Raw genomic sequence first — 19,293 nt, 5'->3', positions numbered from 1 at the left:
TTGTTCTTCTGCCGCTTGGATTGCAGCTAACTCTGCTTGACGACGCTGTTCTTCGGCTTCTTCTACAGCCTGGAGCGCCGCTAACTCAACTTGACGCTGACGTTCCATTTCTGCTTCGGCAATACGTATTGCTTCAGTTTCTTGGCGTTCACGCTCTGCTTTTTCTTCCGCGAGTATTTTCTCTTGGGCTTCCTGATGCGCTTGTTCCGCTTGATCTTGAGCTGCTTGGAGCGCCGCTAATTTAGCTTTTCGCTCACGTTCTGCTTGCTCGGTTGCTGCATCAATCGCAGCTTGCTGCGCTTCATACTGTCGCTCTGCTTCATCTTCAGCAGCTTTAATAGCGGCTTGCTCTGCTTGAGCTTGACGTTCCGCTTCGGCGGTTGCGGCATCAACCGCAGTTTCATGGGGTGATTTGTTTTCAACATCCTTGACTACATCATTATCATACTGTTGAGCTTCTTGTTGCTGAGTTTCTTCTTCATTTTTACGCCCAAACCCCAACCATGAGAAAAAACCTTTTTTCTTGTCTTTAGCCATTTGCCACTACACTCCTCGCGGTAAAAATATGGCACTCGATAATCAAATCGCAATAAAATTATATGCAGTCTACCATTTCATCGCTCAGCAACACATATCTGAAAGAAAAATCCTGCCAATTTAATCTGAATTTCCGTGTTAAAACGGTGAAAATGAAGTTCTATAATTGAAAAATGACCAATCAGAGATAACAACACTGCAACTTATCGCCTGACAGGTATACAATAGTAACAATCAAATTTAAGTACATAAACCCGTTAAGTAACAATAAACATTATGGCAAAAAAACCACAATCCCCCTCTTTAGGGCAAATTCGTATTATTGGTGGAAAATGGCGCGGAAGAAAGCTGCCAGTTCGTGATAGTGAGGGCTTACGTCCAACCACAGACAGAATTAAAGAAACGTTATTTAACTGGTTAATGCCAATTATTCGAGATGCGCGTTGCTTAGATTGCTTCGCAGGAAGTGGCTCACTGGGCTTTGAAGCTCTTTCTCGTTTTGCAGAAACGGTCACTTTTATTGAGCTCGATAAACAAAACGCACAACTGTTAACTGAAAACAAAGCTCGCTTACAAGCTGATAACGCAACTATTATTCAGAACAATAGCCTCGCTGTTTTAAGCCAAGCTGGAACCCCTTTTGATGTGGTTTTCATTGATCCACCTTTTCGCAAGGGGCTGCTCAATGAAACCATTCAATTGTTAGAAAAAAACCAATGGTTAGCTGAAGAAAGCTGGATATACGTTGAGTCAGAAGCGGAGTCACCACTTACTGACATTCCGGCAAATTGGCAGCTTCATCGCGAAAAAATAGCGGGGCAAGTCGCATATCGCCTTTTTATTCGGACTTCACTTTAGGAACAAAAAACATGTTTATCAATATTGGGCGCCTACTCATGATTTGCGTTTGGGGCTTTATGGTCTTTAACCTTGTCCATCCATTCCCTAAACCATTGAAATACTTTATGGATATTGCAATGGTTTTTATGGTTTTCATGCACGCATTACAAACTATTTTCCTAAAAGCAACCCTACCAAAAGGCGAGAAAATATCGGGTTTAGCTCAACTGCGCATTTTCTTTTTTGGCGTATTCGAAATGCTAGCGATGCAGAAAAAAAATAAAACTGATTTAGAAGAAGCGAAGAAAAAACAATCAGGTGAATGAGTTATGCTAAGCTGGCTCAAAACGAATAAAGCGGGTACCTTGCATAATCAGCTTACCCTCATGGCCAAGCTCAACGCCTTGATACTGTTCTTCCGTTACAATGGTTTTAATAATTTCGCCGCTTGATAGCGTCTTAAAGTGAATCTCATAGCGAAAAGTTTCAGGAGAAACAACATCCCGCTCTCGAGAGCGCATATTTGGGTATGGATAGTCTTTTTTGCTATCAACTTTGACTAAGTAACTCACAGGCAAGGCGTTATCGTTGATTTCATTTTGCTTGCGTTGATCAAAAAAACGCTTAGTTGCTAGGACAGCAATGACTGCTAAAACAATGATCAATAATATAGGCTTATTCATAATGTATGCTTTTCACTTAAAAAGTCAGTCGCTATAGTTTATCTTATTTAACTAAGCTGGACACATTTCTATACTCTAAATAGCTTGAAATAAACGAGTATAAGTTGCCGGATCACTGTCGTGTCATTCATTGAACATATAAGGATGTGTATATGATTAGTTGGCCATTCCTCGCAGTACTCTTTTCTGGTTGGTTATATGTCGATGCCGCCTATCGAGGACCCGGGTGGCAACGGTGGTTATTTCGCCCGATCACACTGCTACTTTTATTACTTTGGGGCTGGAGTTCCGACGATCTTAACCTGCAGAATTACCTCATTCTTGCGGGGTTGCTAGTCTCGCTCGTCGCAGATCTGTCTCGTATGCTTTCAAGTGAGCACTTACTAGCTTCCGTTGCGTTGATGTTCTTGAGTTACTTGATTTATACCATTAGTTTCGGAATGCAACTCAATTTTGGGCTCTATCTACCTTGGTTGGCCGCCCCTCTGATTGTCGCTGCCATTACTTTAGTGTTTATTTGGGGTAAACTTGAAAATCTTCAAGCCATTGTTTTTGCATCATTAATAATGTGTATGATTATGGCATGGGTTGCTGGCGACCAATATTTTGGTCTCGGTCGTGAATACAATTTTTCAATCATGATTGGTGCGTCACTCCTCTTTCTTTCTAACTGCGTATGGCTAATTGCTCGATTCCGTATCCCATTTAAAGCTTCAAAAGCCGTTGTTGCTGCGCTCTATTTCATCGGGCAATTCTTTATTGTCCGGGCCATTTATTTGTAACTCTTCGGTTAGTAAATACCATGCCAATTGATAAAAAGTGCTATTTGAAAATTTTATCAGTTGGCAGCTCCTCTTTTAGTTTGACTCTGGAGTAGACTCCAGAGTGTAGACTTATCTGCAATGAATAATGAAACGAATTATTGTTAGATAAGGGGGCGCTTATGCACTCACACTCTCATAAAGAAAATCATGTACATACCAGTTCTTGCTGCTCAAGTAGCGCGGCCTGTTCTTCTGTAATAACAGAAAATAGCAAAGAAGTGAGTAATGACTCACATACTCACGAACATGGCTATACAAAGCAACACTCAGATGACGATGAAGAATCTCACCAGCATCAAGGATGCCATTCACCCCATAAGCATGATACAGACGATACGCACCATAGCCATGCAGGCCATGGCCACCAACACGGTGATAGTTGTGGATTAAGCTCGAATATCATCAATGACGTTGAGCCAACCCAAGCCGCAGGGCAACGATTCAGTTGGGTTATTCGCGGTATGGATTGCCCTAGTTGTGCCAATAAAATTGAAACCGCAGTCGGCCAAATTAGTGAAGTTAAACAAGCTAAGGTGTTGTTCGCTACTGAAAAATTAGTGGTTGATGCCAATACGGATATTAGTGCAGCGGTTCGTTCCACGGTTGAAGCTGCTGGCTATGAATTGCTCGAAGTGACTGGTAACAGTGCGGCGGCTATTGCGCCACCACAAAGCTTACTCAGTGAAGCTAAGCCTGTCATTATATTAGCGATTTTGATGGCAATTAGCTGGGGTATTGAATCATTCAGCCCAAAAATTGGTAACATCGCCTTTATTTTGACAACCCTGTTTGGATTGTATCCGATCGCACGTAAATCACTCCGCTTAATGCGTACAGGTTCACCTTTTGCTATCGAAACTTTGATGACCGTTGCCGCTGTGGGCGCTATCTTCATTCAAGCAACAGAAGAAGCCGCGATGGTTATCTTACTGTTTATGTTAGGCGAAATGTTGGAGTCTTATTCTGCTGGTAGAGCCCGACGAGGAGTTAGTGCCTTAATGGCATTGGTTCCAGAAGATGCTGTTTTAATCAAAGATGGGCAAAAATCGACGATCCCTGTTGCGCAATTACGCCCAGGAGACATTATTGAGATTGCTCCGGGTGGGCGTTTACCGACCGATGCCGTATTACTCTCAGGTTTTGCTAGCTTTGATGAAAGTGCGCTAACAGGTGAATCCGTTCCTGTAGAACGCAATGCGGGCGAAAAAGTGGCAGCAGGTTGCTTATCTGTCGATAGATCTGTTCAAATGCAGGTGGTATCAGAGCAAGGCCAAAATGCCATCGACCGTATTTTACAGCTCATTGAAGAAGCTGAAGAACGTCGCGCACCAATAGAACGTTTTATTGATCGCTTTAGCCGTGTATACACACCAATCATCATGCTGATTTCCGCATTAGTGATTGTTATTCCACCCATTTTCTTTGATGCATCATGGGAAACATGGATTTACCGCGGTTTAACACTGTTACTAATCGGTTGCCCTTGTGCTCTAGTGATTTCGACACCTGCAGCCATCACCTCTGCACTCGCAACGGCGACACGACGCGGTGCATTAATTAAAGGCGGTGCAGCACTTGAGCAACTGGGTACAATCACAACAATTGCTTTAGATAAAACAGGCACACTAACGGAAGGTAAACCTCATGTCACTGACCTTGTTCCTGTAAAAGGCATGACAGAAAGTGAATTAGTTCAAATCACGGCGTCTGTTGAGGTTGGCTCTCACCACCCACTCGCTAAAGCAGTGGTGAATAAAGCAGAGTCGCTATCACTGAGCATTACTGAAGCTCAAGACCGTAAAGCGTTAGCAGGAAAAGGCGTCGAAGGCATACTGGGTAGTAAACGTATACTGGTGAGTGCACCAAACCGCCTTGATACTCCACTCAATAGTGAATGGAAAAATAAGGTCGATGTTCTAGAAGCAGAAGGGAAAACGGTTGTTGTCACACTCGAAGATGACAGTGTAATCGGTTTAACTGCGCTGCAAGATACACTACGTGGTGACGCGTCGGATGCGATGAGTATGCTTAAAGCGCTTAACGTTAATGCGGTAATGTTAACGGGTGATAACCCTCGTGCTGCGAGTGCTATTGCAGGGCAACTAGGCATGGAGTTCCGTGCTGGCTTATTACCTGAAGATAAAGTGACTGCAGTAATAGAACTTAATCGTAACCACAGCACCATGATGGTCGGTGATGGCATTAACGACGCTCCGGCAATGAAAGCCTCCAGTATCGGGGTAGCCATGGGAAGTGGTACGGACGTTGCGTTAGAAACCGCCGATGCCGCATTAACCCATAACCGTTTAACGGGGCTAGCTGAAATCATCGCGCTTTCTCGTGCAACGCGAAAAATCATTCGTGAAAATATCGCGATTGCCTTGGGGCTAAAAGCGGTCTTCCTCGTGACCAGTTTATTAGGCATTACCGGGCTTTGGGTTGCTGTACTTGCTGACTCAGGTGCAACAGCACTCGTCACAGCAAATGCAGTGCGTCTACTACGCGTTAAATTACCCCAAGTGAAAAAATAGCTTTAATTAACAGGGCTTCAATCAATCTAGTTTCAATCAACTGATTTAAACGCCACGCTAAGTGGCGTTTTTCATTTGCAACCCTTCCAATAAACGTCTGTATTACAATATGTTAAATACAAATTCAATTAAATAATTAGGACTAACTTTTTCTCCACGAACCTCAATTTTCGCTAAAATACGTTTTATCAATAGACTATTTTGGTATAACGTTTAGTGGGTTCTGAGTATGGTAAAAAATCACAGTTCAACACCGCATGATGCTGCATTTAAAGGGTTTATGTCCAAAATTGATAATGCACGTGATTTTTTTGATATTCACTTACCCAACCATATTAAGCAATTATGTGATTTCAAAACATTAGCAATAACAAATTCATCTTTCATTGATAATCAGCTACGTACTCGTCTTTCGGATGTTCTCTACACTGTCGAGACACAGCAAGGTGAGGGGTATATTTATATGTTAGTTGAACATCAATCAACACCCGATAAACTAATGGGTTGGAGGATGATGCATTATGCGTTCCTTGCCATGAATCAGCACTTACAACAAGGTCATCGCGATTTACCACTGGTTGTCCCAGTTTTATTTTATCATGGGAAAATAACCCCCTACCCATATGCTCAGCCGTGGACACACTGTTTTCCGTGGCCTGAAATTGCGTCAAACTTATACAGTCAGCCATTTCCTCTCGTCGATATTACTGTTATTGATGATAATGAGCTCGTAAACCATCGCAAAGTTGCCGTCATGGAACTTGCTATGAAACATAGAGACCTAAGAGATAACATAGAAAAAATTACGCAATTACTAGCTGAAGCGATGAATCGAAACTATCATCATAGTGATGATATAATTACTATTTTCAATTACTTATTTATTACTATGGATTCACCACATTTTGAAACAGTGGTCAATCAACTTATACACCAACTAGAAAATAACCAAGAGGATATCATGAACATCGCACAACGATTAAAAAACCAAGGGTTACAAGAAGGCATTGATATCGGTGTAAATAGAGGCATTGATATCGGTGTAAATAGGGGCATTGATATCGGAGCAAACAATAAACAACATGAAATTGCTCTTAAAGGCTTACAACTTGGTACAAGTATTGAACTTATCTGTCAACTTACAGGGCTAAGCTATCAGGAAGTATTAAACCTACGTTAATCCCTACTTCTTGGCAGGAATTAACGTACAAAATGAAATTAGCTAATGACTACTAGCTCGACTTTTTACGCAACAAATAACGATACGGGGTATCATCAACCTCTACGGCTAATAAATCATGCTCCATAAAACGGCAAAAGCCCGGAATGTCGCGTGTGGTTGCTGGGTCATCCGCAATAATTAACAACGTTTCCCCATCTGCCATATTACGAACCGTTTTACGCACTAACATAACAGGCTCAGGGCAACGCAACCCAAGTGTGTCAAGGGTTTTAGTGGCATTATCAAAAGAATCAGACATTAAAAAACACTTCCAAAAGGGAACAATAAATTGATTATATAATAAAATAACATTCAATGAATGAACTGTTTTGCTTTTGTTGCGCAACAGGCGTATTATGCGCAGTTCCCAACTGTTGGGATGAATTTCATGGGTTCCCTCACCCCATTGTCACTAAAAAGGTACAATATGTTTAATTTTACTGCGCAGCAAAAAGCCACTGCGTTAATTTGGCTTTCGTTATTTCATATTTTAATTATTACTTCTAGTAACTACCTAGTGCAATTGCCGATTAATATTTTCGGTTTCCATACCACTTGGGGCGCATTTACTTTTCCATTTATTTTCTTAGCAACTGACTTAACCGTCCGTATTTATGGCGCACCGCTTGCACGTAAGATTATCACTGCAGTTATGCTACCCGCACTATTAATATCCTATGTAATTTCAGCGCTATTTTTCCAAGGGGAATGGCAAGGCTTTACCGCATTATCTGAGTTTAACTTATTTGTCGCACGTATTGCCGCAGCAAGCTTTATGGCTTATGTGTTGGGTCAAATATTAGATGTCAGTGTTTTTAATCGATTACGTCAAAATGCACGTTGGTATGTGGCTCCTGCTTGTGCCATGTTCTTTGGTAATTTAATTGATACTATCGCATTCTTCTTTATCGCATTTTTCCGTAGTAGCGACCCATTTATGGCCGCAAACTGGGTAGAGATTGCATTAGTTGACTATGTCTTCAAACTACTTATTTGTATGCTATTTTTCTTACCAGCTTACGGTGTACTTTTGAATTTTATTTTGAAATATTTCTTTGCAAACTCAGATAAAAAACAGTTAGTCAATCAACACTAAAAACAAAAAAGGAGATAGCTAAATGCTATCTCCAAAATAAGTTTAACTGAGCTAAAACAAAAAATAACAACCCTACAATTTGATAAGTAATAGATCACAAAGCTTTTGCTAGAAGTGAAATCGGGTGCTCACACTTCTTACTCGTCGACATCTCAATCTGCCACTTACAAGTCTCGCAGTCTGTGATCACCATATCCGCGCCACTTTCTTCAATTTGGCGAAATAACCCTGCACCAATACCTTGAGAGACTTCATAGTTTTCTTTTTTGAAACCATAGGTTCCTGCGATACCACAACATTGTGAATCCAACACAATCAGTTCAACGCCGGGTACACGCTTAATTAACTCTAATGTGTAGGAAGTCCAGCCCATTTTTTCCATATGGCATGGTGTGTGATAAGCCACTTTTAAAGGCGTATGTTTCAGTTTAAGTTCACGACCTTCTTCCAGTAAACGATAGATATAACGTGTTGCAAGCTCGATGTTATCCCTCATTGCGGAAGTATCAACATCAAGGACATGCGTATATTCATCACGGATGGTAAATGTACAGGTTGATGAAGTTGCAACAACAGGCACATGTTTTTCAAGGATAGTTTCTTGCAACGACTCTAAGTTCACATTTGCTTGACGTTTTGCCTGTTTCATAAAGCCATTGGCAATTAACGCCACACCACAACACTTTTCGCGTTTCAGTAATTGAACGCCAATGTTCATCCCATTGAAGACTTTAATTAAGTCTTTACCTAATTGAGGGTGGTTATAATTCACATAGCAACCATGGAAGAACGCAACTTGCTCTTCGTATTTAGCTTGCTCCGCAGCCTGCTTAGAGTACCAACGACGGAAGGTCCCAAATGAATATTTTGGTAATTCTCGACGATGGTCAATTTTCAAAGCTTTATCAAGAATTTGACGTACAGGTTTTAACCCTGTAATGGTATTCACCACGGGTGCAAATGGTGTCGATAATGACCCCATTAAATCAGTATGGCTGAGAATTGCATCACGAATTTTAGGTTTTTGCTGGCTGTAAGTATTACGCGCACGAGCGATAATATCGCCAATTTTCACATCCGACGGGCAAGCCACTTCACAGCGTTTGCAGTTTGTACAATATTTAAGTGCCTCGTCATATAACATTGGGTCTTTTAAGCGCAAACGCTCACCATCAGGTCCTGCTTGCTTAGGACCAGGGTACAATGGATTGACCTTTGCAACCGGGCAGTAAGTGGTACACACCGTGCATTTAATACAGCTTTCAAAGCTTGCATCTTGAATACTCATTGTGCCACCTCCACCTGCTGGGCTTTACTCTTAATCCGTTCATTAATGATTTCATTAGCGGCATATAATGCGCTAATTATTGATACCCCCGCCCCACAACCTTGGGTGAGAGGGTCAAAACCGCCTAATACAGCGCCGGCGACATAAAGGTTTGAAATAGCGTTGCCCTCTTTTTGAGCGCGCAATTTTTCATCGGTTTTCACACCAAAAGCCATATACGGTTGGGAAGCAAAAAACTCTTTGTTAGTCCATTTTGCACGTTCTGAAATTTCACACAGGTCCAATTGCATCAATGGTTCATACACACGATCGAACTCTGCCACCAATCCATTATTGAAAAAACTCCCCGTTGCCAGAACAAAATGCTTAGCTTTTAAAGAGATATCACCATGATTACGAGTCTGGACAGATTCAATTCGGCCATCCACACAGTTTACCGCGGTGACTTTATCACCTGGCATCACTATGCCACCTTGACGCCGAAACTGACGCAATAACATTTCGTGTAAACGGATCCCCAATAAAGAAGGCGGAAGAGTCGGCAATAAAAATATAGGCTTACCTAAGCTCCTTTGTAACTCCTGTAAAGGTTCATCACTGTCGAGTCCGATACACGCTGGCATGAAAATCGCTTCTGCATCTGCGACCAACGGAGAGATTTCAGCCACCATTTGAGTCATGTTTTCTGGACGATCTAACCAACGAGCAACATTAATAGCTCTAAATTCGCTCGGGTTTTCTCTTAGTCTGTCTAATAAGGGTAAATGCACGTAGTGAGCTGTTGCTTGTAGCCCTTCACGTTGTAGCTCATCAGCCACCATCTGGGGTTGAAAATCCAAGAAACCTTCGATACCAACCACCGCGATTTTGTTAGCATCCATTTTATGGTGCAAGCCGACAGTTGGAACCGATTTAGGACTAAGCCAAGTCATGCGTTTATGGCCTAGAGGGGTAATCCGATAGTGATTTTCCTCGCACGAACCTTTTAAATGAACACCTGCTTGCTGCAATATCGACTGAGCCACATGCGCTAACTCAGTAACCTGCGTTTTTCCAATTAAACTATAAGGGTGTGCTGGCGACTGTTCCTTTAACGCATCAAGCATTTCTAATGGTTTTTCAGCCACTTCCCCATTAGGCAAATGAGTTAATAAATCTAAGGAGCCTGATGAAAAATGCAATGCATTTTGCCCTGCGCTAACTATTGCACAAGATAGCCCAGACTGGGTTAAGCGTATGCCGCTCATTAATCCAGCTAAACCGCCGCCCATGACTACTACATCATATTTCATTGTCCGCCTCCTTCTGTGCATCCTTACCAAGTGTCGCTTCATTCATGCCACATAACCCGTGATATACCCAGCTGGTAAATTCACTTTCACGCAATGCGTCACCCCAAGCAATTGGACGTACACCTTTCCAACGTTCATTCAGGAAGTGACTTAATTGCTGCTCTGTTTCATGGGGCGTTGTGACATTAAAACGGTTGAGTAAGCCAGCTGCGCGGCATGCACATAGCTCACCTTGGCAAGTTCCCATCCCCACACGAGTACGGCGCCTTAAATCAAGTAAATTATTGACTGTTAATGAATTAACGGCATAGCGCACTTCACCCGCAGTAACGGCTTCACACTCACAAACTAAACTTTTATCGAGCCTATCCGCACTGAGAATTGCAGAAGCCCTGTCGCCATGGCGGTAAACCGCTGAGCCACGAATAGGGGCTGGAATGGAAACAACATTGCGTAAGGCTTCTTCTGCACTATGTTGCGAACCCGGTAGTTGCGCTTCTGCTGTTGTACATTTGGCACTGTGGCCTAATTTTTCACAAACTTTATCAGTAGCCCATTCCGCCATCAGGCGATATGTCATTAACTTACCACCAGTGATAGTGATAAACCCTTCTAAGCCATCGCGTTTAGCATGGTCTAACAACACAATACCGCGGCTGACATTACGCCCTGATGGATCATCATCACTGGCAACTAATGGCCGAACACCGGCATATGCACGTAGAATGCGCGTTGTCGCGAGTGCAGGAGACAGCATCGAACCTTCACGAATCAGAATATCCACCTCTTCAGGGGTGACATACATATTATCAATTTGGTCATATTCAATGTGCGTGGATGTGGTACCGATCAGTGAAATGGTGTCGCCAGGCACAAGAATATCAGCATCAGCAGGCTTACGGCAGCGGTTTATCACCATGTTGTTCAAACGGTGACCTAAAATTAATAATGCCCCTTTCGCAGGGAACATTTTAATTTTTAGTTCGCCATATTCTGCAATTTTTTGTCCCCAGATCCCGCCTGCATTGACGACAATTTCTGCGTAAATATCATATTGTTTTTTAGCATGGTGATCATAAACCGTCACGCCACGTACCGTATCGCCATCACGAATCAAGCCAATAACTTCATGATAAGTTAATACTTTCGCGCCATGCTCTCTGGCATCTAACATGTTTGCCGCAGTCAAACGGAATGGGTCAACCGTACCATCAGGAACACGAACCGCACCGATGAGATGTGGGTTAACAGAAGGTTCAAGACGAATTGCCTCTTTAGGGTCAATCGCAGTCGCATCAATACCCGCCGCTTGGCAGGCCGTAATGAATTGCTGCTGATATTCTAAGCTGTCTTCAGGGAGAGTAATAAACAAACCGTCCGTTCGTTCAATACAATGATGTGCGATACGCTTTAAAATTTTGTTCTCTTCGATACATTCTCTGGCAGATTCACCATCGGTGACGGCATAACGCGCGCCACTATGCAATAATCCATGGTTACGACCTGTTGCGCCAGTCGCAATATCATGCCTTTCGAGTAAAACGGTTCTTAGACCTCGGCGAGCGCAGTCACGAGCGACTCCTGCACCTGTTGCGCCACCACCGATAATGATGACATCCGTTTCAGTCACAGATGAGCCATTCATGTCGCATTCCTCACATTAATAAACGTTTCTATAATAAATAAGTATAGGTTCTATTTTTATAATCTATTATTAAATATAGTCCAGAAACGCGATCAATGTTTGATAAGGAACAAAAACGAAAGCATTTAATGCGTATTTAGTGTTCAAAAGAACAAAATCGTGATGAGAATCACAAAATAATTAACATTTCCAGTTCCATTCTATTCACAAATGTCATTTACTATGCAACTTCATAAACAAAATCAATAATTGTGCGTTGGATTACAGATAAATTGTTTTTTAACGACTACAATTTAGAGCAATTAAGAAAACAAAGACTCTTAAATTACTCGATTATTTTCGTTTTTGTTACTTCACCAATAATAAACACTCAATATTTCTCTGAAATAGAGAAATGGAAGTGTAAATAAAAATTAGCATGCCATCGGAGGCGTATATGTTAAGCATTTTTAAACCAGCACCTCATATAGAGAGGCTGCCAGCGGATAAGATAGATCCTGTCTATCGTAAGCTTCGTTGGCAGATCTTCATGGGTATTTTCTTTGGTTACGCAGCGTATTATCTAGTCCGAAAGAACTTTGCGTTAGCGATGCCATATCTTGTTGAACAAGGTTTCTCTAAAGGTGACCTTGGTTTTGCATTATCAGGGATCTCAATTGCTTACGGATTTTCTAAATTTATCATGGGGTCGTTTTCCGACCGTGCAAATCCGCGCTATTTCTTACCCGCAGGTTTGATTCTCGCCTCCGCAGTGATGTTAATCATGGGCTTCGTACCATGGGCAACATCAAGCATCATGGTCATGTTCGTATTACTGTTCCTTTGTGGTTGGTTCCAAGGTATGGGTTGGCCTCCTTGTGGACGTACCATGGTTCACTGGTGGTCACAAAAAGAACGTGGCGGTATCGTTTCGGTTTGGAACTGTGCGCACAACGTCGGTGGTGGTATCCCGCCATTACTGTTCATGTTAGGTATGGCATGGTTTAACGACTGGAAAGCTGCGCTGTATATGCCTGCATTGGCTGCTATTCTAGTTGCAATCATTGCATTTGCGTTAATGCGCGACACTCCGCAATCTTGTGGTCTTCCTCCAATTGAAGAGTACAAAAACGACTATCCAACTGACTATAAAGCATCAGATGAGCAAGAGTTAACCGCAAAAGAAATCTTCATGAAGTATGTTTTCCCTAACAAACTATTATGGATGATTGCGATTGCGAACGTGTTCGTTTACTTACTGCGTTATGGTGTTTTGGACTGGTCTCCAACTTACCTGCGTGAAGTTAAACACTTCGCAATGGACAAATCTTCATGGGCTTACTTCTTATATGAATACGCAGGTATCCCAGGTACGTTACTGTGTGGTTGGATGTCGGATAAAGTCTTCCGTGGTAACCGTGGAGCCACTGGTGTGTTCTTCATGGTTCTGGTAACCATTGCAACTATCGTGTTCTGGATGAACCCAGCGGGTAACCCAAATGTTGATATGGCATGTATGTTGATCATCGGTTTCCTAATCTATGGTCCTGTTATGTTGATTGGTTTGCACGCCCTTGAACTTGCACCGAAAAAAGCAGCAGGTACTGCCGCAGGATTTACAGGCTTGTTCGGCTACCTCGGTGGTTCTGTCGCAGCAAGTGCTATCGTTGGTTATACCGTAGACTACTTCGGTTGGGACGGTGGCTTCGCTGTCATGATCGGTGGTTCAGCATTAGCGGTTGTTCTACTGTTTATCGTCATGTTGAGCGAAAGCAAACATAAACGTGAATTAGCAAACTCACAATAAACATTCATCAAATGTTCATTGTTAATCGCTAGACTCGTGGGCTATATCAAAAAATGATGTAGCCCATTTTTTTACCCAAATAAAGTGCCAAGGAGATATAATCATGAGCTTTCCATTAAAAACATTGGTGGCTAGTATGGTTTTAGTGATGTCAGTGTCTGCTGTAGCTCAAGCTTCAAGTAAAGTTGTCATTGCACATCGTGGTGCAAGTGGTTACTTACCGGAACATACCCTACCTGCAAAAGCAATGGCTTACGCACAAGGTGCTGATTTTCTTGAGCAAGATTTAGTTATGACGAAAGATAACGAGCTCGTGGTCTTACATGACCATTATCTCGATCGCGTGACAGATGTTGCTGAACGTTTCCCTGATCGCGCCCGTAAAGATGGCCGTTACTATGCGATTGACTTTACCCTTGATGAAATCAAATCACTCAATTTTACAGAAGGATTTGATATTGTTGATGGTAAAAAAGTGCAAAGCTATCCGAACCGCTTCCCAATGGGCAAATCAGACTTCCGCGTTCATACCTTCCAAGAAGAGATTGAATTTGTTCAAGGACTAAACAAATCAACGGGTAAAAATATTGGTATCTACCCAGAAATTAAAGCCCCTTGGTTCCACTTACAAGAAGGCAAAGATATCACCAAGAAAACACTCGAAGTCCTTAAAGAGTATGGCTACACCACCAAGGATTCCAACGTTTATCTACAGTCATTTGACCCTAATGACCTAAAACGTATCAAAAATACCTTGATGCCAGAAATGGGAATGGATCTTAAATTAATTCAATTGATTGCTTACACCGATTGGAATGAGACTCAAGAGCAAAAACCTGACGGAACTTGGGTTAATTACAATTATGATTGGATGATGAAACCCGGTGCCATGAAAGAAATTGCGACCTATGCCGATGGTATTGGTCCTGATTATCATATGCTAATTAATGAAGAATCTACACCTACCAATATCAAAGTGAATGGTATGGTCAAAGAAGCCCATGACAACAAAATGGCGGTTCATCCGTTCACTATCCGTGTTGATAAGCTGCCAAAATACGCCAAAGATGGGCAACAGCTTTATGACATCATTTATAACCAAGCCGATGTCGATGGGGCCTTCACCGACTTCCCTGACTTAGGGGTTAAGTTCTTAGAACAACAGAAACAAAAATAGTTTTCTGCACCAAATAAGAATGCAGCCATTTGGCTGCATTTTCTTCAAGTTGGACGCCTTAGTTAAGCGATAGTGACAGGGAATGCGATCACATCACTGATTTTGCCTGCATTTAAAGCAATCATAATCAGCCTATCCACCCCAACAGCGACCCCCGAACAATCGGGTAGACCATGCTCTAAAGCCGCAAGTAAATGCTCATCAATAGGTGCTGTCGGTAGCCCCATTGCCGCACGCTTACGGTTGTCTTGTTCAAATCGCTGACGTTGCTCACTGGCATCAGTTAGCTCGTGAAAGCCATTCGCCAGCTCCATCCCTTTGAAATACACCTCAAAACGCTCGGCGACTCGGTGATCTTCGGTACTGATTACAGCAAGAGAAGCTTGGGTTGCAGGAAAATGATACACAACAGCGGGCTTTTCTTTACCAATATGAGGCTCAACCCCCATGGTAAACAATAACTGCAATAAAGTGTCTTTATCTTCTTCGTTATCAGCGATATTGCTTAAATCTAAGCGCGCTGCAACTTCACGTAATTCACTTTTCTCAGCAGATAATGGGTCAATATCCAAATAGCGTAAAAACGCTTGCTGGTATGAAAGTAGCTCTGCGCTCTCACATTCTAAAACTTGTTGCAGTAAGTCATCCACTTCATTAATCAAACGATACATATCAAAATGCGGGCGATACCACTCTAACATGGTAAATTCAGGGTTATGATGCCGCCCTGCTTCTTCATTTCTAAAGCTGCGACCTAGCTGATAGATAGGACCACTACCTGCAGCTAATAAACGTTTCATGTGGTATTCAGGGCTAGTCATTAAATATAAATTAATGCCTTGTGCCGCACCTGGCCCCACAAAACGCGTTTCAAATGGAACAAGATGAATGTCAGTGACTGTTGCCTGACTCATTGCGGGGGTTTCGACTTCAAGTACACAGCGATCAGTAAAAAAACGTCTGATTTCCGCAACTATTTTTGCGCGCTGTAACAGGTTAGCGATGGGGGCGGTTGGCTGCCAATTCGCTATATCACTCATTAAGATGACTCCAAAATAAACTTAGTCGTGCAGTGTACCCACCTCACTTGCAACACACAATGCATTTACACTGATAAAGCGCATTTATCTGAGCGTCAGCGCTTGTGACTGTCGACATAATGAGTAAGTAGGGATAGCCTGATTATCCCTTGCTTTATACGATTAGGCAAAGCCTTTGCTTTTAGCTTTACATAGACTGATGGGAAGACGTAAATAAAACCGCCTAAAACATGATTATTTCTTATGTTATGTGACATAACTGTTACTAAAAAAACGAAACGATTCGCTTTCTCAATCTATTTTAAAATTTTCGCTTAGAAAATAAATTTATTCTAAAAATAAATAGTGAGACTCCTCGCAAATTAGCATTCAATATGAATTAAACTCTTCAGCTATAATAATAGTATTATTCACTTATTATTGATAAAACCCGACTAATCCACTTGGTTTTATACACTAAAACTCCCTGTGAATTTAATGATAATCATTTGAAATTCCTTTTTATTCGATGTTAACCACCTACAAAATCGAGTAATATAAAAACAATTTACAAAAAGAAGATCTACCTCACACTTTATTGCTAAATTTGGCCAAAACCCCCCTCTATATCAAATTTATCTTGAGTACTATTCGCTATAATTCACAGCATGATAAGTCATTATTAGCTATTATATTATTTACTATTAAAAAACAGATATTTCGTAGTTTAGCTTTAAGTTGAACTGAAAATGACATAGCTAATTATCAAAAGTATTTAAAAGAATTTATCAATTTTACACTTGAACAATGGAGAAGCGCAGTGCAAACCTTCAATGCCGATTTAGCGATTATCGGGGCCGGGGGCGCAGGCTTACGTGCAGCAATTGCTGCCGCTGAAGCAAATCCCAATATCAAGATTGCTCTGGTCTCAAAAGTATACCCAATGCGTAGTCACACTGTGGCCGCAGAGGGGGGATCAGCAGCAGTTACTCAGGCTCATGACTCCTATGACTATCATTTTAATGATACTGTTGCTGGTGGAGACTGGCTGTGTGAGCAAGATGTTGTCGATTATTTCGTCGAACATTGCCCAACAGAAATGACCCAACTAGAGCTATGGGGCTGCCCGTGGAGCCGTAAACCAGATGGTTCAGTTAACGTTCGCCGCTTTGGTGGGATGAAAATTGAGCGGACTTGGTTTGCAGCCGATAAAACAGGCTTCCACATGCTCCACACCCTGTTCCAAACTTCATTAAAATATCCACAAATTCAACGTTTTGACGAACATTTTGTTCTCGATATCATTGTTGATGAAGGCCAAGTCCGTGGTCTTGTCGCGTTAAATATGATGGAAGGAACAAAAGTCCAGATCCGTGCTAATGCCATCGTGATGGCAACTGGCGGTGCTGGACGCGTTTATCGCTACAACACCAATGGCGGTATTGTAACCGGTGATGGTATGGGTATCGCATTCCGCCATGGCGTGCCGCTGCGTGATATGGAATTCGTTCAGTATCACCCAACAGGTCTTCCTGGTTCTGGTATCTTAATGACCGAAGGTTGTCGTGGTGAGGGCGGGATCCTTGTCAATAAAGATGGCTATCGCTATCTGCAAGACTACGGAATGGGCCCTGAAACGCCACTGGGCAAACCTGAAAACAAATATATGGAACTGGGTCCGCGTGACAAAGTTTCCCAAGCGTTCTGGCACGAATGGCGTGCAGGCCGCACTATCAGTACCCACCGCGGTGATGTTGTTTACTTAGATCTTCGCCACCTTGGCGCAGAAAAACTGCATGAGCGTTTACCATTTATTTGTGAGCTGGCGAAAGCCTATGTGGGGGTTGACCCAGTAACAGACCCGATTCCTGTTCGCCCAACCGCTCACTACACCATGGGTGGTATCGAAACGGATCAACGCACAGAAACACGTATCAAAGGCCTGTTTGCAGTCGGTGAGTGTTCCTCTGTTGGCTTGCACGGTGCAAACCGTTTAGGTTCTAACTCATTAGCTGAATTAGTTGTATTTGGTCGTCTGGCAGGTGAAGAAGCCGCTCGCCATGCTGCTGAAGCAACACCTGCAAATGCTAGTGCTATTGAAGCCCGTACCAAAGATATCGAAAATGACCTACAAAAACTCATGAACCAAAAAGGGAAAGAGAGCTGGTCGAAAATCCGTGACGAAATGGGTATTTCAATGGAAGAAGGCTGCGGTATCTACCGTACTCCTGAATTAATGCAAAAAACCGTTGATAAAATTGCTGAACTGAAAGAACGCTTTAAACACGTCGAAATTACCGACCATAGCAGCGTCTTTAACACTGACCTACTGTACACCATTGAGTTAGGCTTTGGCCTTGATGTGGCGGAATGTATGGCTCACTCTGCAATCAACCGTAAAGAATCACGTGGTGCACACCAACGTCTCGATGAAGGCTGTACTGAGCGTGATGATGTTAATTTCCTTAAACATACTTTGGCATTCTATAACCCAGAGGGCTCCCCTCGTTTAGAATACAGTGACGTAAAAATCACGAAATCTCAGCCAGCTAAACGTGTTTACGGTGCCGAAGCTGAAGCTCAAGATAAGGCGAAGAAGGAGCAAGCTAATGGATGATATGAAACACCTAAAAATGGAGATCATGCGTTACAATCCGGAAACGGATAGTGAGCCCCATTTGGTGACGTATGATGTCCCTTACGACGAGCAAACTTCTTTGTTAGATGCGTTAGGCTATATCAAAGATAACCTCGCTCCAGACCTGTCTTACCGCTGGTCCTGTCGTATGGCGATTTGTGGTTCTTGTGGCATGATGGTGGATAAAGTGCCTAAACTGGCTTGTAAAACATTCCTGCGCGAATACCCGCAAGGCATGAAAGTTGAGCCATTAGGTAACTTCCCAATCGAGCGCGACCTTGTTGTTGATATGACACACTTTATTGAGCGTTTAGAGGCGATCAAACCGTACATTATTGGTAATGACCGTAAACCTTCTGAAGGCCCAAATAAGCAAACGCCTGCCCAGATGGCGAAATACCATCAATTTTCAGGCTGTATCAACTGTGGTCTGTGCTATGCAGCTTGCCCACAATTTGGACTGAACCCAGAGTTCATCGGCCCAGCCGCGATCACATTGGCAGAGCGCTACAATTTAGATAACCGAGACCATGGTGCGAAAGAACGCATGACCTTGTTAAACGGTGACAATGGTGTCTGGAGCTGTACGTTTGTAGGCTACTGCTCTGAAGTCTGTCCTAAGCATGTCGACCCTGCGGGCGCGATCCAACAAGGTAAAGTTGCCAGTGCGCAAGACTTTGTTATCGCCATGCTGAAGCCACGATAAGGAGAATTG

Annotated in this window: 16 protein-coding genes and 1 pseudogene; 10 read left to right on the top strand and 7 right to left on the bottom strand. The window is 42.6% G+C overall.

Annotated features, from left to right (window positions below; all coding sequences use genetic code 11):
* A pseudogene (locus PSF42_RS16645) lies at positions 1-537 on the bottom strand (signal recognition particle-docking protein FtsY); the annotation flags it as partial.
* A 276-nt stretch (positions 538-813) separates the two neighbouring features.
* Between PSF42_RS16645 and rsmD the strand changes: the two are divergent.
* Entirely contained in the window at positions 814-1,395 is a 582-nt protein-coding gene (gene rsmD / locus PSF42_RS16640; protein WP_272680383.1) for a 16S rRNA (guanine(966)-N(2))-methyltransferase, read from the top strand.
* 11 nt (positions 1,396-1,406) lie between these two features.
* Entirely contained in the window at positions 1,407-1,703 is a 297-nt protein-coding gene (locus PSF42_RS16635) for a DUF1145 family protein (RefSeq protein WP_213914273.1), read from the top strand.
* Positions 1,704-1,709: 6 nt separating this feature from the next.
* Here PSF42_RS16635 and PSF42_RS16630 read toward each other — a convergent pair whose 3' ends face one another.
* Positions 1,710-2,060: a DUF2500 domain-containing protein gene (locus tag PSF42_RS16630; protein WP_125890484.1), complete on the bottom strand. Its 351-nt coding sequence runs from the start codon at positions 2,058-2,060 to the stop codon at positions 1,710-1,712.
* 152 nt (positions 2,061-2,212) lie between these two features.
* Here PSF42_RS16630 and PSF42_RS16625 point away from each other — a divergent pair, with 152 nt between their 5' ends.
* The 3 genes from PSF42_RS16625 (at position 2,213) to PSF42_RS16615 (ending at position 6,595) form a co-directional block, all read left to right on the top strand.
* Entirely contained in the window at positions 2,213-2,842 is a 630-nt protein-coding gene (locus PSF42_RS16625; RefSeq protein WP_125890485.1) for a lysoplasmalogenase, read from the top strand.
* Between the two features lie 161 nt (positions 2,843-3,003).
* Positions 3,004-5,415: a zinc/cadmium/mercury/lead-transporting ATPase gene (locus PSF42_RS16620; RefSeq protein WP_272680382.1), complete on the top strand. Its 2,412-nt coding sequence runs from the start codon at positions 3,004-3,006 to the stop codon at positions 5,413-5,415.
* A 229-nt stretch (positions 5,416-5,644) separates the two neighbouring features.
* The gene (locus PSF42_RS16615) at positions 5,645-6,595 is read left to right on the top strand and encodes an Rpn family recombination-promoting nuclease/putative transposase (RefSeq protein ID WP_272680381.1); all 951 of its coding nucleotides are present in this window, start codon (positions 5,645-5,647) and stop codon (positions 6,593-6,595) included.
* A 52-nt stretch (positions 6,596-6,647) separates the two neighbouring features.
* Here PSF42_RS16615 and tusA read toward each other — a convergent pair whose 3' ends face one another.
* A complete protein-coding gene (gene tusA / locus PSF42_RS16610; protein WP_125890488.1) occupies positions 6,648-6,896 on the bottom strand; it encodes a sulfurtransferase TusA in 249 nt (82 codons plus the stop codon).
* Between the two features lie 168 nt (positions 6,897-7,064).
* Between tusA and PSF42_RS16605 the strand changes: the two genes are divergently transcribed.
* Positions 7,065-7,733 (top strand): 7-cyano-7-deazaguanine/7-aminomethyl-7-deazaguanine transporter, encoded by a 669-nt coding sequence (locus PSF42_RS16605; RefSeq protein ID WP_125890489.1) that lies wholly within the window; start codon positions 7,065-7,067, stop codon positions 7,731-7,733.
* A 94-nt stretch (positions 7,734-7,827) separates the two neighbouring features.
* On the opposite strand, the gene glpC is transcribed toward PSF42_RS16605, so the two are convergent.
* Genes glpC through glpA form a run of 3 tightly spaced genes read right to left on the bottom strand, consistent with a single transcriptional unit; the run spans position 7,828 to position 11,958 of the window.
* A complete protein-coding gene (gene glpC, locus PSF42_RS16600; RefSeq protein WP_272680380.1) occupies positions 7,828-9,021 on the bottom strand; it encodes an anaerobic glycerol-3-phosphate dehydrogenase subunit GlpC in 1,194 nt (397 codons plus the stop codon).
* Complete coding sequence (gene glpB / locus PSF42_RS16595; RefSeq protein ID WP_125890491.1) at positions 9,018-10,313, bottom strand: glycerol-3-phosphate dehydrogenase subunit GlpB; 1,296 nt, start codon at positions 10,311-10,313, stop codon at positions 9,018-9,020. Before glpB ends, glpC begins: the two co-directional genes overlap by 4 nt.
* Positions 10,303-11,958 carry an anaerobic glycerol-3-phosphate dehydrogenase subunit A gene (gene glpA / locus PSF42_RS16590; protein WP_125890492.1) on the bottom strand — a complete coding sequence of 552 codons (1,656 nt, stop codon included), beginning with the start codon at positions 11,956-11,958 and terminating at the stop codon, positions 10,303-10,305. The genes glpB and glpA overlap by 11 nt, the downstream gene beginning before the upstream one ends.
* A 436-nt stretch (positions 11,959-12,394) precedes the next feature.
* Between glpA and glpT the strand changes: the two genes are divergently transcribed.
* Together glpT and glpQ are read left to right on the top strand one after the other, a co-directional pair.
* Positions 12,395-13,744 carry a glycerol-3-phosphate transporter gene (gene glpT, locus PSF42_RS16585; RefSeq protein ID WP_036958039.1) on the top strand — a complete coding sequence of 450 codons (1,350 nt, stop codon included), beginning with the start codon at positions 12,395-12,397 and terminating at the stop codon, positions 13,742-13,744.
* A gap of 103 nt (positions 13,745-13,847) precedes the next feature.
* Positions 13,848-14,921, top strand: coding sequence for a glycerophosphodiester phosphodiesterase (gene glpQ / locus PSF42_RS16580; RefSeq protein WP_125890493.1), 1,074 nt, complete (start codon positions 13,848-13,850; stop codon positions 14,919-14,921).
* 62 nt (positions 14,922-14,983) lie between these two features.
* On the opposite strand, the gene epmA is transcribed toward glpQ, so the two are convergent.
* Complete coding sequence (gene epmA / locus PSF42_RS16575; protein ID WP_272680379.1) at positions 14,984-15,961, bottom strand: elongation factor P--(R)-beta-lysine ligase; 978 nt, start codon at positions 15,959-15,961, stop codon at positions 14,984-14,986.
* Positions 15,962-16,760: 799 nt separating this feature from the next.
* Here epmA and frdA point away from each other — a divergent pair.
* Both frdA and PSF42_RS16565 read left to right on the top strand, forming a co-directional pair.
* Positions 16,761-18,557, top strand: a complete 1,797-nt coding sequence (gene frdA / locus PSF42_RS16570) for a fumarate reductase (quinol) flavoprotein subunit (RefSeq protein WP_272680378.1) — start codon at positions 16,761-16,763, stop codon at positions 18,555-18,557.
* Entirely contained in the window at positions 18,550-19,284 is a 735-nt protein-coding gene (locus PSF42_RS16565) for a succinate dehydrogenase/fumarate reductase iron-sulfur subunit (RefSeq protein WP_004258616.1), read from the top strand. The genes frdA and PSF42_RS16565 overlap by 8 nt, the downstream gene beginning before the upstream one ends.
* The last annotated feature ends 9 nt before the right edge of the window (positions 19,285-19,293 follow it).

Origin of the sequence: Providencia sp. PROV032 (genome assembly GCF_028484875.1) — a bacterium.
GTDB classification, from domain to species: Bacteria; Pseudomonadota; Gammaproteobacteria; order Enterobacterales; family Enterobacteriaceae; genus Providencia; species Providencia rettgeri_E.
This window is presented reverse-complemented; position numbering and strand designations above follow the sequence as displayed.

What these genes read in the sequence shown, in the direction of transcription:
- rsmD (WP_272680383.1), top strand. Translation starts at nt 814, where the DNA reads ATGGCAAAAAAACCACAATCCCCCTCTTTAGGGCAAATTCGTATTATT.
- PSF42_RS16635 (WP_213914273.1), top strand. Translation starts at nt 1,407, where the DNA reads ATGTTTATCAATATTGGGCGCCTACTCATGATTTGCGTTTGGGGCTTT.
- PSF42_RS16630 (WP_125890484.1), bottom strand. Translation starts at nt 2,060, where the DNA reads ATGAATAAGCCTATATTATTGATCATTGTTTTAGCAGTCATTGCTGTC.
- PSF42_RS16625 (WP_125890485.1), top strand. Translation starts at nt 2,213, where the DNA reads ATGATTAGTTGGCCATTCCTCGCAGTACTCTTTTCTGGTTGGTTATAT.
- PSF42_RS16620 (WP_272680382.1), top strand. Translation starts at nt 3,004, where the DNA reads ATGCACTCACACTCTCATAAAGAAAATCATGTACATACCAGTTCTTGC.
- PSF42_RS16615 (WP_272680381.1), top strand. Translation starts at nt 5,645, where the DNA reads ATGGTAAAAAATCACAGTTCAACACCGCATGATGCTGCATTTAAAGGG.
- tusA (WP_125890488.1), bottom strand. Translation starts at nt 6,896, where the DNA reads ATGTCTGATTCTTTTGATAATGCCACTAAAACCCTTGACACACTTGGG.
- PSF42_RS16605 (WP_125890489.1), top strand. Translation starts at nt 7,065, where the DNA reads ATGTTTAATTTTACTGCGCAGCAAAAAGCCACTGCGTTAATTTGGCTT.
- glpC (WP_272680380.1), bottom strand. Translation starts at nt 9,021, where the DNA reads ATGAGTATTCAAGATGCAAGCTTTGAAAGCTGTATTAAATGCACGGTG.
- glpB (WP_125890491.1), bottom strand. Translation starts at nt 10,313, where the DNA reads ATGAAATATGATGTAGTAGTCATGGGCGGCGGTTTAGCTGGATTAATG.
- glpA (WP_125890492.1), bottom strand. Translation starts at nt 11,958, where the DNA reads ATGAATGGCTCATCTGTGACTGAAACGGATGTCATCATTATCGGTGGT.
- glpT (WP_036958039.1), top strand. Translation starts at nt 12,395, where the DNA reads ATGTTAAGCATTTTTAAACCAGCACCTCATATAGAGAGGCTGCCAGCG.
- glpQ (WP_125890493.1), top strand. Translation starts at nt 13,848, where the DNA reads ATGAGCTTTCCATTAAAAACATTGGTGGCTAGTATGGTTTTAGTGATG.
- epmA (WP_272680379.1), bottom strand. Translation starts at nt 15,961, where the DNA reads ATGAGTGATATAGCGAATTGGCAGCCAACCGCCCCCATCGCTAACCTG.
- PSF42_RS16565 (WP_004258616.1), top strand. Translation starts at nt 18,550, where the DNA reads ATGGATGATATGAAACACCTAAAAATGGAGATCATGCGTTACAATCCG.